Raw genomic sequence first — 15,485 nt, 5'->3', positions numbered from 1 at the left:
ACTTATCCAAATATCCCTATAATTCATTTGGTTGTACTTACAGTTTTTCTATTTTATTTTACAATATTTACCGTTTAAAACGAGGTCTACAGCTCAACCATAGTTAGCTATTTTTTCCAGCGAAGGCGCAAGCTATTACTGACGACACTTACACTGCTCAATGCCATTGCAGCTCCAGCTATCATCGGGTTTAAGAGGAAACCATTGAATGGATACAGAATACCTGCAGCGAGGGGAATCCCAATTAAATTGTAAATAAACGCCCAAAACAAGTTTTGCTTAATCGTTGCGACCGTTTGTTTCGAAAGTCGAATCGCTTGGGGTATCTTCGTCAAATCAGAAGAAATAATTGTCATTTTCGCTACATCCATTGCAATATCACTTCCTTTTCCCATGGCAATACTGACATCTGCTGTTGCTAAGGCTGTGCTGTCATTAATACCGTCCCCAACCATAGCGACCACCTGCCCCTTTTGCTGCAATTCTTTAACAAAATCAGCTTTATGCTCTGGTAATACCTCAGCTTTGTAATGCTGGAGACCTGTTTCCGCAGCGATGGCCCTGGCTGTAGCCTCGTTGTCACCAGTCAGCATATATAGTTCAATTCCCATTGCTTTCATTTCCTTGATGGCGCGTACAGAAGTTTCCTTAATCCGATCCGCAATGGCAATGACAGCTAATGCGGTCTGACTATTGGCAAACCAGATCACTGTTTTGGATTGATTTTCCCATTGAGTGGCATGTGCCATCAATTCCGTCGAAATTGTAATCCTATTTTCATCCAACAACCTCCGGTTCCCTACATAGTACGTTTCGATTCCTTCACTGCCCTTGACACCTTTCCCTGTAATACTTTCGATAAAGGATATTGGCGTAACTTTCACATCATTAAAATACGCTACAACAGCTTCTGCCAATGGATGTTCAGACTGTTTTTCCAGGCTTAACAAGATACCTTTTAAACTATCCTCATCATTATTCCAATACACATCAGTTACAACAGGTTTTCCTTCCGTAATGGTTCCAGTTTTATCCAAAACAACTGCAGTTACCTTTTTGGCCAGCTCCAGGCTTTCCGCATCCTTAATTAAAATGCCCTGCTCAGCTCCCTTACCCACTCCAACCATGATCGCTGTAGGAGTAGCTAAACCTAGTGCGCAAGGACAAGCGATAACCAAAACCGTTACTGCCGCCAATAATCCTTGTACCAGATGGTTTTCTCCGCCTAAAGTAAACCACAGCAGAAAAGTTAAAATAGCAATCCCAATGACAACAGGAACAAATACAGCAGCAATTCGATCGACCAGTTTTTGGACAGGAGCCTTACTCCCCTGTGCATCCTGCACCATTTTAATAATATTTGCCAGCATGGTTTCCTTGCCAACTTTTGTCGCTCTGAACCGAAAGCTGCCTTTCTGATTGATCGTCCCCGCAAAAACCTGCTCATTTTCCATTTTTAAAACCGGGACCGGTTCACCGCTTAACATACTTTCATCGACATAGGAATTTCCACTGATAACGATACCATCAACTGCGATTTTCTCGCCGGGTTTTACCAGAATAATGTTGCCTGCCTGAACAGCTTCTATCGGGACCTGACGCTCTGTTCCATCGGATTGAATGACCATAACGGTCTTAGGTTGTAGCCCCATCAGTTTTTTTATGGCCGATGAGGTGTTACCTTTTGCTTTTTCTTCCAGCAACTTACCTAATAAAATAAAAGCAATGACAACGGAAGCGGCCTCAAAATATACATGTGCATGTAAGCCGCGTTGATGCCAAAAGTCAGCAAAAAGCATATTAAAAACACTGAAAATGTAGGCTATTCCTGTACTTAATGCGACAAGTGTATCCATATTGGCCGAACGATGTTTTGCCTGTTTATACGCATTGACAAAAAAGTCCTTGCCCAGCCAAAGAACTACCGGTGTAGAAAACAGCCACATAATAGGATTAGCGTAAGGCATATCCATAAAGAACATACCAATCACGACCACGGGAAGTGATAGCAACACTGCCCATCGTGTTTTGATCTTAAGCTTATGGAATTTCTCAGCGTGAATAGCCTCCAAGGTTTCCTGCTGTGTGGATTCATCTTCGATTAATAGATCATAACCGCCAGCTTGGACTGCCTTCTGAATTTTTAAAGGATCTGTCATATTGGGCAGGTATTCAACAGTCAGGTTTCCTGTTGCAAAATTTACAGACGCATTGACAACCCCGTGTTCATATTTCGCCATACTTTCGGCACTACTGGCACATGAAGCGCAAGTCATCCCAAGAACCGGAAATGTTTTGGTCAATGTAGAAACACCATAGCCAAGATCTTTAATCGTCTTTACGCTGCTAACGACGGCTTCCCTATCCTTCGGTACGATAGCAGCTCTATGATTATTCAATTCCACCCGATAGCTCGCTAGGCCTTTAACCTGAGCTAGTCCTTTTTCGACAATTGATGCGCAATGTTCGCTTTCAACATCTTCCAAAGGTAGATAAACCGTATCTTTATAAATATCTGTCGCCATAACTGATTGTTTGATTTTACACCACAAATTTGGCCACAAATAGGATGCAAATCATTACACAATTAAGGAATTGATTTGTAAGATTTACTCGATAATACGATACGATAAACTAAACTGAAAAAAAAATAATCGATTTAATGTCCGGTTGGAAAGAAAATACATGAATATAAACGACCTGCGCAGATACCGCTGTTTTATGACATCAATGGATTTTAGCACAAAATGAAACTCTTCTTTAGATTTCGACTTCTTCAACAAAACCATAAATGATATAATCACCACGTTCTTCGAGTTTAATAGTCTCCACTCCATCCCACGTGGATGCATTGGTATATTCATCCATAAAATTTTGAATTCTGTCGAATGCGACACCGATCTTCGTTTTCCCATCTGCATAGATCTGATATTTCGCGGAGGTCTGCCAGCTTACTTTTTTTCTAAATAGCCTTAAACCTTCTCTTTTCAAAAAACCGTGCATTTCATTAGATAAATTCATATTCTCATTTGTTTTTACGCGCCCACACTACTCACTATTTATTTGGCAGATGCTTTTTTGGTTTAAGGAATTACCTCAAGCCCTCTCGTTGGTCGATCTATTTACGCTACATGGCTTTAATGGCTAAAGAAATGGTTTCTCAACGCTAAAATAGATAGGCTAAGATAACGAACCGGATAGAATCCTACAATTAAGCTACTGCCATTTCATCGTACTCAAACGCTATTTCGTCGAATATTATAACAGCACACAGTTGTTCTTCTCCCATGTAAATTATCGTATGATAGGTTACACCGAGAAAGTTTATACCGTAAACAGAAATAGCGAAAGTTCTGATTTTTTTATCGAATAAATCCTTTAGTTCGTCTGATTCATTTTCCATTCCGTCGATATTTTTCGTTGTTCTTTTCCGTAGAAAGCACATTTGTTTACAATTCAAACGAAAAGCTATGGAAAACATTGAAAATTTTTTAGCAGAAGATTTTGTACTGGATGTACAAACTGTCTGCATAGTCGAACCGATCTCATTTTTTGATTTTGATGATATGGAACTGGTAACTATTAGAACAGTCACATCTTCAAAAGTAATATAAAAGAGGATAATGCTGTGAAGGCGTTCTGGTAGACGCCTTTACAGCAATCATCTTTATTAGCTATTAAACAAAAAGAATCAAGTAGATGACTTCACCCAGACTAAAATGTATTCTCATTGAGGATGAACCACTGGCAACAAAAAAAATAGTTGAATACATCCATATGTTCCCAGATCTTCAACTGATAAAAATGGTTGAGGACATTGAAAATCCAGAATTATTTAGTCATGATTTAAAATCTGCAGACATCTTATTCTTAGATCTCATTGTTAGTGGTGGTAATATCAATACGCTTGCCGAATTGATCGCCGATATTCCTATCCTGGTCATTACATCCGCTGTGTCGCGCTGGCAATACCCAGAATTTATCAAAAACAGGAAGCATTTTGCGCTGCAAAAACCAATTTCGCCCGAAATGTTTCAGTCTTGTATACAACAAGTCATGCAATACTAGTCCTGCGCATCTATGTCATTATTCCAGTTATCCGATTATTTTCTTCTGCGCACCCCCCTGCTTCCCGCGGCAGTTGCCGTTGATCTTTTAAGGATAAAAGAAGCAAACGAGATGGAAGAGAAACTTCGTCATCTGTTTCAAAGTGAGCAATTAAAAGAAGCACTATTTCTAGCAAGCCCAACCTTCTGGGTAGAGGTCAAAAAATGGCTTGAATACAAGAAAGAGAGCAGCCCAAAAATGATTACTTCGTTACTCAAATATGCGATTCGGATGAGCACCAGGAGCACGCCTTTTGGGTTATTCGCAGGTGTATCTTTAGGGAACGTTATAGCCTCCGAAAAAAAGGTGTCATTAATCAGGGGTAATAGCCATAAAACTGTATTGAAACTGGATGCCTCCATTCTGACAGGAATCATTGCACAGCTATCAGAAGACAAAAGAATTTATAGTCAACTCTATTATCGCATTAATCCGACCATATACTTAGATGGCAAATATTACAAATATTATCAAAAAGTAACAAATGGAAAAAAAGGACAGAATATACTGAAACGTATAAGGCTGACCCCTGTTTTGGATCGTGTCGTCCAATACTTCGAAAGCAATAAGAGAACTGCCCACTATCAATCATTGACTGATTTGCTGCAGCGTCTTGGGGCATCAACAGCACATGCTACCCTATTCGTCAATAACCTCATCAACCTTGGGATTATATGTTCCGAATTACAGCCCAATGTAATTGGCCGAGGTTATCTTGACAGTCTGATAATGACTCTTGAAAGAGTGGATAAGGAGGAATATTATTTAAATCCTTTATCAAGGATAAAAACACTGCTCCATAGTTCTCAATCTGTCATTGATATGCAGAACGCCATTGTTAAATTATTGCAGCCTATAGTACCAGACCTTGACATGACCAACGCGTTACAGGGAGACCTGCTTATTAACATGGAAGACAACAAGTTACCCAATACTGCATTAAATCACCTAAGAGATCAATTTCAAGATTTACTACCCCTTTGCAGTCAGGCTAAATTAACAGATTTCGACCGGTTTAGCGCTGCATTTTCTGATAAATATGAAGATAGAATGATCCCACTGACTACAGCCTTGGACCCCGACACCGGTATTGGTTATGGCCGTCAAGAAGGTGTCTATAATATAACCGATGAAATACTTGGAGAAGTAAAAAATATAGCCTCAACCGGAGAAAAAAAATATAGCGACCACCATTATCAAGATCTAGTCATTGAAAAATTTGTAGAAAGTGTAAAAAGTCATTTCACAGAAATCCAGCTTACCAGCAGAGATTTAGATCATATTGCTAAACAGCGTAAACAGACGACCAATGGCATTCCTTCCTCGTTCTATGCCATCGGCACTCTTCTGAGAGGTTCTTGTCAGGAAAATCTATTCTTCAACCTGGGAACTATCGGCGGTTCATCATCAGGCAACCTAATTTCCAGATTCGCACATTTAGACGAAAAATTAAACAGCAAGTTAAAAGAATCGGCGGAGAAAGAACAGCAGCAACTACCCAATGCCATACTCGCCGAGATATGTCACTACCCGGATAACAATGCAGGAAATATCATTTATAGACCAGCAATGCGAAGGGCATCAATCTGTCTGACCCCGACTATTGACGAAGAACAAGAACAAATTGACGTTAGTGACTTATACCTGTTCCTCAAAGACAATCGCTTAGTCTTGTGGTCCAAAAAATTCAATAAAGCCGTTATCCCCCGTTTGACGACAGCCCACAATTTTGAGCAGGGTATGAATTTATATAAATTTCTTGCAGATTTTCAGTTCCAAAATAATAGGCTGGATCTGTCCTGGAATTGGGGAATTATGAAAAAACAACCGAGGCTTCCGAGAATAAGCTACAAAAATATTATCTTATCTCGAGCGCAGTGGCGAATTCAAAAACTCGCAAAATACCCAAGTGATCCCCACGCTTTCGTGAAAAATATGCAGGCAGAGCTCAAAATCCCTGCAATGGTCGTCATTAGCAGCGGCGATAATGAACTACTTATCAATTTAGACAATCCTTTTTGCGCAGAAATACTATTGGATCACCTCTGTAAAAGAGAGACGATTTTAATCGAATATATCCTGAATGATTATTCATCTATAGCAAGCGATAAAGACCAAAATGTTTTTGCCAATGAGATCATTATTCCAATGGAAGCAGAGCATAAGACTTTCACAGATGAATCGGCCCCTCAAGAAAATAACCTAAAAAGATGCTTCCCCTTGGGCAGCGAATGGCTTTACGCCAAAATCTATTGCGGATTACATTTTGCGGACAGCCTCTTAAAGGATATTTTCCCCCTAATCATCGCTGCTATTAATCAACAAGAAGCCATGAAAAAATGGTTTTTCATACGTTACAACGATCCAGCTCCCCACATTAGATTTAGGGTGCAGGTTTCAGATCCAAGCCAGTGCTTTTTCATTATATCCACTATAAATACCCTATTGGAACAATTTGTTCAAGAAGGTCAGATTTCAACGATATCCTTTGATACTTATGTACGGGAGATTGAACGATATACCCCATTATGTATGGAACTTAGCGAGGAGCTATTCTATCGGCAGAGCGAAACCATACTGATGGCAATTCAGCAAAGCACTTCAATCAACGATCGATGGCGTTTGGCTTTCGAAAATATGGAGTCGCTACTCGAAGCCGCAAAATTTACACTGATCGAAAAAAAAGATTTCTGCAGTCAGATGAATGCCCTATATCAGCAAGAATTTGACAATAATAAAAACCTCTGGGTTCACCTCAACAATAAATTCAAAGAGAGAAAAGACTGGTTTGATAAACCGTTAGGCAATCTGGGAGACGCCAAAGAGAAACTAAATGCAGTTCAATATAGCATATTTTCTACATTACGGACACATACCGATCAAGACGAGTTCCAGACAACCCGGACGTCATTATTGTCAAGCTATATTCACATGTTTATTAACCGATTGTTCATGTCGGATCAACGTTTGCATGAGCTTGCGGTCTACCATTTTATGGTTTGCTATTATAAAATGCAGATCGGGAAACAGAAAGAGCGTATGACATCAATAATTTAAACTATTAAATAAGTCCCATCTTAGCAAAAAGCTGATTACGATATTGTAAACCTATACTGAGTTCTGTCCCATTTTTCAGTACTACTTTGCTTGCCTCAACCCCCTTGATCTGCTTAACATTGACTATATAGGATCGGTGCATACGGGCAAACATATCCCAAGGCAGTTCTGCTTCCATATCTTTCATGGTAGACAATAAAGTTTGCATGCCTTCTACAGAATAGATCTGTAAATAATCCCCCCAAGCTTTTAGATAGAAAATATCAGCAGGATCTATAAAAATAGTCTTGTTCCGATCCTTTATCTTAATCGCCCTTCTTTCCCCTTGTGGACCTCTTCTAGAAAACAAAATTGCTTTTTGAACTTTCTCGATTGCTTTGAGCAACCGTTCCTCTGTCAGTAGTGGCTTTAGAATGTAGTCGATTACATCCAGTTCAAATCCGTCGACAGCATATTCATAATGGCCAGTTATAAATACAACAAATGGTGGATGGGCAAGTCCCTTGAGAAAAGTAATTCCATCCATTTCCGGCATATCTATATCCGACAAAATAAGGTCAATCTCATGCTGCCTCAAGATATCGATGGCCTGCGATGGGTTTTCAAATACGCCCAAAATTTCGATCAGCCCCAATTTGGAAACTAGTTTCTCCAGGCGACCTCTCGCAATCGGCTCATCTTCAATAAGGATAGTTTTAATTCTATTCATAAATACTTAGCAATCCACAGCTTTGGTGCTACGGCTCTGTTTCCGAATGTAAAGTTACAACAAGATTAACACTAAATACACCCTCATGCGACTTTATTTCCAAATTGTGATGATGAGGATAATGAAGTTCCAATCGTTTTTTTACATTTTCTATCCCTAATCCGCCAATATAATTTTCTGGTTTTGAAAGTTCTCTATACGCATTAGCCACATACATATATACCTTATCATCCTTCACCTTAATATCTATGGATATCCATCCTGCCGAAGAACTTAACCGAGGTCCGTGTTTGAAAGCATTTTCTACAAACGGAAAAAAGATCAAAGGAACCATCATGCAGTTTTCGTCTTCAGCCGCCAAATTTAGATCGATCTGCACTGTTTCATTATAGCGTAACTTTTCCAATTCAACATAGTCCTTTAGCAGTTGAAACTCGCGACTAATTTCCACTCTGGGCTGATTACTTTCGTGAAGCAAATACACCATAATACTACTTAAACGCATCATACTTTCGCCACCTCTTTCATCGTGATCGGATACCAGTACATAGATGCTATAAAGTGTATTAAGTAAAAAATGCGGGTTAATCTGATATTTTAGAAAAGCAAGCTCCAATTGAACGTTGTTCAATTCCAATGCGGCATTTTTCAATTCGAGTTTCATTTTTGAATTTCTGACAGACATAAATGCCTGCACAAATTTTACCGTCAATGGTAGGGCTACCAAAAAAATAAAATCCAATAAATAATCGCTAATGGAAGAAAGCCGAAAGGCTCCAAAGATTCCATTACTTAGTACTATTTCGAGATAACTTGATAAACGAATATCTGGTGTTAAATATTTTAGTGTTAACATCGCACCAAAATAACTTAGAAACGACCACCAAGAATAAATAAACAATAACCATAAAATACACAACAAAAACTTCCCCGGAATAAACCAACGCGGAATAATGACATATGCTGTCACATAAAATATTGTCAATAAAGAAAATACGTCCTTTAGAAACAATATCCACGAATTATTAATATCTATCCGCTGATAGGAAATGAATTGCATTCCCAAAACCAAAAACCAAAAACACAAATGAAGAATAATACGTTTCCCAGTATTGTAATTTTGGAAAAAACTGTTCATAGATAGCATATCTGTCAATAATATCAGTCTAATATAAAAATATCCTTTAGTTTGTCATAGGATCAGCTGTCAAGTAATGCCGCAAAAAGACAATTCTGCGACAAAAAACAAAAACCTATAAATATAAAAACCTGAATATAGACCAATTATAACAGAAACAAAAAGAAACAATACATTTGCTATTCGTCGCGCAAACTTTTCACTGGATTAGCCAAAGCTGCCTTAACAGATTGTGCGCTTACAGTCAATACTGCAATCAAAAGAGTCGCGAATGCTGCTGCTGCAAAAACATCCCACCCGATTGATATCCGGTAGGTATATTGACTGATATAGCCATCCATTGCCCAATAAGCAATTGGGAATGCAATTAAACATGAAAGCCCTACTAACACAATAAACTCTATGGAAAGCATCTTTGTTAAGGTAAATATAGAGGCTCCGAGGATTTTTCGAATGCCTATTTCTTTTGTTCTGCTTTCGGTCATGTATGCGGCCAAACCAAATAAACCAAGGCAGGAAATAAATATTGTCAAGCCCGCAAAAATACTGGCCAAGCTACCTGTCTGCTGTGCATCCTGAAACTTTCTACTATATTCTTCATCTAAAAAATGATACTCAAAAGGATAGGTTGGATTGTAAGTTTTAAAAACGGCCTCAGTTTTCTTTAAAGCATCGCTTATGTTAAGTGTAGTATTCAACTTAATATGCACTGTCCCCAACGTTCTGCTCGCCCCCTCAATAACAGTGGGAGTCACTGTTTTAAATGGTGATTCCTGGATAAAATCTTTAACCACACCTATAATCGTAAACTTATCTTCACCGTCCATAATATAATTTCCGATGGGATCCTTCATCGCCATAACCTCCGCCGCAGATTCATTGATGATAGCTGACATCGAATCAGTGGGAAAATTAGCTAAGTCAAAGTCACGTCCCTTTAGAAGCGTTAGACCTGTCGTTTCAATGAGCCCGTCATCGGCAGACTGCCTGTTAAAAACAACCGCTCGATTGGGGTCCTTTCCCTCCCAGGATGCACCTCCCCATCCACTCCAACGTTCGGTCATCGGAGACATCGTACGGGTTACAGCGCTGGCGATCCCCTTATTAATCAGATCATGTCGAATCATTGCAATATTTTTCGTGACATCTCCGTTTTCCATTACATAGATCAGGTTCTCCGTATTAAAACCGGCATCCCGATTCAGAGCGTGCTGAATTTGTTTTCGAATGACTAACGTACTAACGATCATTAAGACAGCAATGGCGAATTGGGTCACAACGAGAGCCTTTCGCGGATTTATTTTCTGTTGAAAAAGGAAAAATCTATTTTTTAATACATTAATCGGTCTAAAGGAAGAAAGGAAAAACGCGGGATAACTTCCAGCCAATACACCTGTCAAGATAATGAAACTTAAAAATCCTACCCAGAAATAACCTTCGCCTACCGGAAGAGCCAGCTTCCTTCCGATTAGATCGCCGAAGGAAGGTATCATCAGAACCACTAAAATAAGTGCAACTACTCCAGAAATCAGCGACAGTAGCATTGATTCTGATAAAAATTGCCAGACTAGACTACTTTTCCGGGCGCCGATCACTTTTCGCACACCGACCTCCTTTGCCCTACGCTCACTTTGTGCCGTACTTAAATTCATGAAATTGATACATGCGATCAATACAATGAAACCAGCGATAAGGATAAAAACACGGACCATCTCAATCCTCCCGCCTACAACCACTCCATCTTTATATTCATTATAAAGATAACTCTCCTTCATCGGTTTCAGAAAATTCTCATTTTTGACTTCAGCATGCCGCTTCGAGATATCTTTTAGCTTCTGCTGTACTGACGTAAATGTTGCGTTGGGATACAGCTCAACAAAGGTTGAAATCGAGCTATTGTACCAATTATTATCCGTATACCCTATTTTAGCCGCAAATGCCCAGGGAAAGAAATACTGCAATTCGGCAAATTGACTATTGCTGGGGATCTCCTTTAACACTGCCGACACATGTACTATTTCGTTACTATCGATCTTGATATTTTTCCCAATGACATCTGTTGAACCAAATAATGAAATAGCCAAATCTTTTGTCAGCACAATTGCCGAAGGGTCTCCTAGCGCATCCGCTGGATTTCCTTCCAAAACTGGAAGTTGAAAAATTGAAAAGAAACTGGTATCGGCAAACGCCCCTCGGCCAGCGATGAGCTTTTGATCACCTGCAGTAAACAGAAAACCGCTAAGCTTGCTTAATCGACAAGTCTGTTTAATTTCTGGAACTTCCGCCTTCATCACCTCCGCTAAAGGTTCGGGAGTAACGAAATAAACGGAAACTCCTTTGTCGTTTCGTCCAACTGAACCTACAATCCCAATTCTGTCGGCTTTGGGATACATCCTATCATAACAGAATTGAGAATTTACCCATAATATAATTAATATACTTGACGCCATACCAATGGCCAAGCCAAGGATATTAATGGCCATAAACCCCTTGTTCCGTGTTAGATTGCGAAAAGCAATTTTAATATTATTCTTGATCATCAGCTGTCTACTATTGGTTGGTTATTGTTAAGCAGAAGGTCACAAGCACCTTGCCAATGCAAAAAATACACTGAAAATCAAAGAATTAAAAAGAATACATCAGCGATAGGATGTTCATTTACGAACAAACATTGTTCGTAAATGAACATTTGGTGGGGCTTTCAAATCCACTAAATTGAATGTTTAGATCACCCAGCATTGGTACACTTAATAGTTTTCGATAATGATATAAAAAAGTTATTTCTATCTTCAGTATATTTAATTTTACTGAACCCACGTAAACAACAATTAGATGTCAACTATTTTTATGCAGCTTTGGTTATATAATGACTGGGCCAACACAGCACTACTGGATAAACTAAAAAAAGAAGGTGAAAAAGTACCCCATTCTTGCATACGGCTCTTTAGCCATATTGTCAATGCACAAATTATCTGGTTAAGTCGATTAACTGGAGAAAAACCACCTGTTGGGGTTTGGGACGAGCACAGTATCATCGACTGCCAAAGGTATCACGATTTAGCTTCAGAAGGATTCGGGCAACTGATTCAGCACAGAAATGATGCGGAGAATGAAACTGTCAATTATACAAACACACAGCATCAGGCTTTTCATAATAAAGCCAACGACATCCTGTTACACGTCTTTAATCATGGTACCTATCACAGAGCGCAAATAGCAAGCGAAATGCGGAAAAATGGCATTGAGCCTATCAATACGGATTATATCACTTTTGTTCGCACATAACAATACTGTAATCAGACTGAAGCGCGGTCTGATTACAAATGGAGTAATTTTATTGTAATACCGATTTGACCCAGATGATAAATATCATGCTGGATCAGTCCTTCTACAAGGTAATAATAGGAATAGCCTGGAACATAATCGTTTTCAAACAGGAAATGATCATCTTGATTTTTAAGCAACTCTATTAATTCTAATTGAGACGCAAAGAAATCATTTGTTAATTTATCCCATCCCATTTCCTTTAATTCAGAATTTGACCGCCAGTTCTCAGGACTATCTATTGTTACATTTGATTTATGCCCTTGAAGCTTTTTGATGCCCTCGCTCCGCCAAATCAGTAGATGGGCGACTAGTTCTGCTATACTGTGAACTTCGGGAATAGGGCGAATAAATGCATCATATTCACTTATGCCTGTCAGCTTCTTTTTAAAATTTTCATCCAACCAATTCGATCCGTCCTGCACATCTTGCAATTGGCGGACCAGACATTCCATAATTTTATTCTCCATACCTAAAATATAAAGGGTTCGTTCTACCCTACTTACAAAAATAGTTCCAACCGATCTCAAATAAGAATATTCGTTGAGCTGTTAAGCACAACAATCCAAGGACAGGCATGGGTGAATAAAATCAATAAAAAAAAAGAACTAAAATCGGATAATACGTTAAATTTGAAACAAAAATGAGCTACAAACATATTTTTAAAGCGTCCCTAATTTGGAACCATCCTGAACAGCCAAGTCTTCAGGGATCAAAAATTTATAATAAAAGCCATCACATTGCGATTGAAGGAAAAGCAGATCTCCATGTTTCAGCAGCAAAAGCATTCAAGGGTGACCCCACATTGTACAATCCCGAAGATTTACTGCTCAGCAGCCTGATTTCCTGCCATATGATGTCCTACCTATATGTCTGCTCACAAAACGGCATTCAGGTTCTATCGTATACTGACAATGCCGTCGCCACCTTAACAACGGACATAGATGGCAGTGGTCGTTTTACAGAAGTCACTCTATACCCCGAGGTTCTCATTACAGATGAGTCTCAAATAGAACTTGCGTTAGCCTTACATGCTCAAGCAAATAAACTTTGTTTTATTGCCAATTCATGCAATTTCACTGTGCTGCACCATCCCAAATGTCAAGCGATCTAATCAGAAAATGGATCTTTTAAGTAGAAGTAAGCATCCAATTAGGTTTCTCATTAAATTTTTCCCAATCCATGAGCAGCTGTTTTTTTAAGCCCTCCCAAGAATGATGAGAAGATGGTATCCGAAGAACGATACGCAATAAATTAAAACACATCGTTGCCTGACCAGCAATCAGTAAACTTGCCAGGGCGTCGTCTTTCAAATGATAATCATCAAACCACAATGTTGTCTCCATGGCCGTCGCGCTGTCTACATGGAAACGCAATGCTGCACTAGGTTGCAAAACATCTAGAATCATCCGTGGATCTTCCACACTTATTGGTCTATTTTTTCCTTTTAAATCAGTTTTCAGCTCCTGTTGCAACATCCGGTCATTCTTTGTAGACAGCAGATAGACGGTAGTTAAACCAATCTGGCTGTTGGGTATCCCCATATCACTAAACAGTTGCTCGTAACTTGCACGTCTAATTTTTTTGAGAAATATGGTATTGGCTAGAAGAAAAACAGATTTCCCCCGAGCTTCCAATAACTGCAGCAATTTTCCAAGTGGCATTTCCATAAACTCTACACTGTACTTTCTAAGCATAATGTTCCAGGTCCCTTCTGTCCGTTCGGCCCCCATAGATCGATTTGTATTGACCACAATGACTTTACGTATTTTAGCCAGCCCAACCTGCAATGCAGCTAGTATCAAGGAACCCAATAGCGAAAATCCAAATATAATAGGCCAAACCAAAGACTTGCAACCAGCCGAAACAAAAACTACAGATACTACCGTTACCAGAATGGACAGCACCAATAGTACAAAAACTGTCGAATAAATACTCGAAAATAAGCTGCCCGCACTCCGATTTAACCACGGATATTTACGCTCATTAGGGTACCTGAATGGTTTTTTTAGATAATTACTGGTTACATCGCAGGGCATATACAAATCATATTCATAGCCTTTTGTTTTTCTCTCATCCGCCAGCCTGAATGCATACACTCCCTGATTGTCATCGATTCCTCCGTCCATTAAGGAGAACATCTCCCTATCGAGGGTGGGTGGTTGAAAATCGCCTGAATAATAGTCTTTTGTTTTTACAGTGCCTCCAAGATCATTCCAGGAGAGCGTCGTATCTGCTTCCGAATAGGCAAAATCACGTGGAAAAACAATCGGTTCAAAACCAGCCGGAAAACAAGAGGAACAGGCCAGTATATCACCAAGTTTAATTTTCTTTATCAAATCGAAAGAAGATTGATGTCCTCTATTTAAACTCAAGTACTGATTGCCTATACGTCCCTGCGTGCTAAACCTAAAATTCATACCATTATTTAGCTCCGTGGCATTTACGCATAATTCATCGATAACCGGTATCGATTTATCTACATGTCCGGCAAAAAGACTTCCATAGGTAGCACCTTTAAAGATATGCTGATCGTACACCAAGGCCAGCGCATTGATTAAATTTCTGTTCTTTTCTGGACTAGCCGACCATGCGCTCTCGTTATTTAAAATCTCAAAAACCTTATCCAATAATTCACTTCCCTGAAGCTGGCGAATTAAATGCAGATAAATTTCTTCAAATGGAACGCCCTGTCTAAGCATAGAAAACACAGTCATCGCCGTTATTGACCCACCCGAAATGGAAGAAATATACTTTACCCGATCTAACATGGTCCCTTCTCCGTAAGGAAGTAAAGAAAGATAACGACAACAGCCGAGGCTAAACGAAGCTGCCCTAAATCCTCCTCCGGAGAAACTCAAGGCAATATTCTGAATTCCTTCCGATAAGGGTGAACTTTCTACATTCATAACAATACATTATTATTTTAGGACTTAAAAATTAGCATTTCTTTCTAATCCACAATTTATTTTTCCGACGGTTCCTTCTTCCTGTCAGCAATTCGATTAATGCCTGCAAAAATAGGATTAGCAAGGGACTTATTGAAAGAAAAAGAACCTTCTGTTCTCGGTTTGTTAACGTAACCGAAAATAAAAGAGCAATCACAAATTAGTAATTAAATAACAGACAAGTTTTTAAGGATTTCATTAC

12 protein-coding genes are annotated in these 15,485 nt (G+C 39.2%); 4 read left to right on the top strand and 8 right to left on the bottom strand.

Features of this window, described 5'->3' with window-relative positions:
- Positions 1-107 precede the first annotated feature (107 nt).
- The 3 genes from AB1Z56_RS06275 to AB1Z56_RS06265 all read right to left on the bottom strand — a co-directional run bounded on the left by AB1Z56_RS06275 (position 108) and on the right by AB1Z56_RS06265 (position 3,403).
- Positions 108-2,525, bottom strand: coding sequence for a heavy metal translocating P-type ATPase (locus tag AB1Z56_RS06275; RefSeq protein ID WP_309359530.1), 2,418 nt, complete (start codon positions 2,523-2,525; stop codon positions 108-110).
- Positions 2,526-2,760: 235 nt separating this feature from the next.
- The gene (locus tag AB1Z56_RS06270) at positions 2,761-3,021 is read right to left on the bottom strand and encodes a hypothetical protein (protein ID WP_309359532.1); all 261 of its coding nucleotides are present in this window, start codon (positions 3,019-3,021) and stop codon (positions 2,761-2,763) included.
- A gap of 190 nt (positions 3,022-3,211) precedes the next feature.
- Entirely contained in the window at positions 3,212-3,403 is a 192-nt protein-coding gene (locus AB1Z56_RS06265) for a hypothetical protein (RefSeq protein ID WP_426791446.1), read from the bottom strand.
- A gap of 296 nt (positions 3,404-3,699) precedes the next feature.
- On the opposite strand from AB1Z56_RS06265, the gene AB1Z56_RS06260 reads away from it, so the two are divergent.
- Together AB1Z56_RS06260 and AB1Z56_RS06255 are read left to right on the top strand one after the other, a co-directional pair.
- Positions 3,700-4,068, top strand: coding sequence for a hypothetical protein (locus tag AB1Z56_RS06260; protein ID WP_309359534.1), 369 nt, complete (start codon positions 3,700-3,702; stop codon positions 4,066-4,068).
- 12 nt (positions 4,069-4,080) lie between these two features.
- Positions 4,081-7,164 carry a lantibiotic dehydratase gene (locus tag AB1Z56_RS06255; protein WP_426791445.1) on the top strand — a complete coding sequence of 1,028 codons (3,084 nt, stop codon included), beginning with the start codon at positions 4,081-4,083 and terminating at the stop codon, positions 7,162-7,164.
- A gap of 4 nt (positions 7,165-7,168) precedes the next feature.
- Here the strand turns inward: AB1Z56_RS06255 and AB1Z56_RS06250 are convergent, their stop codons facing one another.
- The 3 genes from AB1Z56_RS06250 to AB1Z56_RS06240 all read right to left on the bottom strand — a co-directional run bounded on the left by AB1Z56_RS06250 (position 7,169) and on the right by AB1Z56_RS06240 (position 11,551).
- Positions 7,169-7,873, bottom strand: a complete 705-nt coding sequence (locus AB1Z56_RS06250; RefSeq protein ID WP_309359538.1) for a LytR/AlgR family response regulator transcription factor — start codon at positions 7,871-7,873, stop codon at positions 7,169-7,171.
- A 28-nt stretch (positions 7,874-7,901) separates the two neighbouring features.
- On the bottom strand, positions 7,902-9,011 hold the full coding sequence (locus tag AB1Z56_RS06245; protein WP_313263318.1) for a sensor histidine kinase: 1,110 nt from the start codon (positions 9,009-9,011) through the stop codon (positions 7,902-7,904).
- 179 nt (positions 9,012-9,190) lie between these two features.
- A complete protein-coding gene (locus AB1Z56_RS06240) occupies positions 9,191-11,551 on the bottom strand; it encodes an ABC transporter permease (protein ID WP_426791444.1) in 2,361 nt (786 codons plus the stop codon).
- A 292-nt stretch (positions 11,552-11,843) separates the two neighbouring features.
- Here AB1Z56_RS06240 and AB1Z56_RS06235 point away from each other — a divergent pair, with 292 nt between their 5' ends.
- Complete coding sequence (locus AB1Z56_RS06235; RefSeq protein ID WP_309359544.1) at positions 11,844-12,296, top strand: DinB family protein; 453 nt, start codon at positions 11,844-11,846, stop codon at positions 12,294-12,296.
- Between the two features lie 32 nt (positions 12,297-12,328).
- Here AB1Z56_RS06235 and AB1Z56_RS06230 read toward each other — a convergent pair whose 3' ends face one another.
- Positions 12,329-12,805 (bottom strand): DinB family protein, encoded by a 477-nt coding sequence (locus tag AB1Z56_RS06230; RefSeq protein ID WP_309359546.1) that lies wholly within the window; start codon positions 12,803-12,805, stop codon positions 12,329-12,331.
- Between the two features lie 173 nt (positions 12,806-12,978).
- On the opposite strand from AB1Z56_RS06230, the gene AB1Z56_RS06225 reads away from it, so the two are divergent.
- Positions 12,979-13,449, top strand: a complete 471-nt coding sequence (locus tag AB1Z56_RS06225; protein WP_313263322.1) for an OsmC family protein — start codon at positions 12,979-12,981, stop codon at positions 13,447-13,449.
- A gap of 16 nt (positions 13,450-13,465) precedes the next feature.
- On the opposite strand, the gene AB1Z56_RS06220 is transcribed toward AB1Z56_RS06225, so the two are convergent.
- Positions 13,466-15,244, bottom strand: a complete 1,779-nt coding sequence (locus tag AB1Z56_RS06220) for a patatin-like phospholipase family protein (RefSeq protein WP_426791443.1) — start codon at positions 15,242-15,244, stop codon at positions 13,466-13,468.
- Positions 15,245-15,485: the final 241 nt, after the last annotated feature.

The organism is Sphingobacterium sp. WOUb80 (genome assembly GCF_050058145.1).
GTDB lineage: Bacteria > Bacteroidota > Bacteroidia > Sphingobacteriales > Sphingobacteriaceae > Sphingobacterium.
Note: the sequence above shows the minus strand (reverse complement) of the source record. Positions and strands in the feature narration are given on the sequence as shown.

Coding starts and splice junctions, on each gene's coding strand:
- AB1Z56_RS06275 (WP_309359530.1), bottom strand. CDS start 2,525: ATGGCGACAGATATTTATAAAGATACGGTTTATCTACCTTTGGAAGAT.
- AB1Z56_RS06270 (WP_309359532.1), bottom strand. CDS start 3,021: ATGAATTTATCTAATGAAATGCACGGTTTTTTGAAAAGAGAAGGTTTA.
- AB1Z56_RS06265 (WP_426791446.1), bottom strand. CDS start 3,403: ATGGAAAATGAATCAGACGAACTAAAGGATTTATTCGATAAAAAAATC.
- AB1Z56_RS06260 (WP_309359534.1), top strand. CDS start 3,700: ATGACTTCACCCAGACTAAAATGTATTCTCATTGAGGATGAACCACTG.
- AB1Z56_RS06255 (WP_426791445.1), top strand. CDS start 4,081: ATGTCATTATTCCAGTTATCCGATTATTTTCTTCTGCGCACCCCCCTG.
- AB1Z56_RS06250 (WP_309359538.1), bottom strand. CDS start 7,873: ATGAATAGAATTAAAACTATCCTTATTGAAGATGAGCCGATTGCGAGA.
- AB1Z56_RS06245 (WP_313263318.1), bottom strand. CDS start 9,011: ATGAACAGTTTTTTCCAAAATTACAATACTGGGAAACGTATTATTCTT.
- AB1Z56_RS06240 (WP_426791444.1), bottom strand. CDS start 11,551: ATGATCAAGAATAATATTAAAATTGCTTTTCGCAATCTAACACGGAAC.
- AB1Z56_RS06235 (WP_309359544.1), top strand. CDS start 11,844: ATGTCAACTATTTTTATGCAGCTTTGGTTATATAATGACTGGGCCAAC.
- AB1Z56_RS06230 (WP_309359546.1), bottom strand. CDS start 12,805: ATGGAGAATAAAATTATGGAATGTCTGGTCCGCCAATTGCAAGATGTG.
- AB1Z56_RS06225 (WP_313263322.1), top strand. CDS start 12,979: ATGAGCTACAAACATATTTTTAAAGCGTCCCTAATTTGGAACCATCCT.
- AB1Z56_RS06220 (WP_426791443.1), bottom strand. CDS start 15,244: ATGAATGTAGAAAGTTCACCCTTATCGGAAGGAATTCAGAATATTGCC.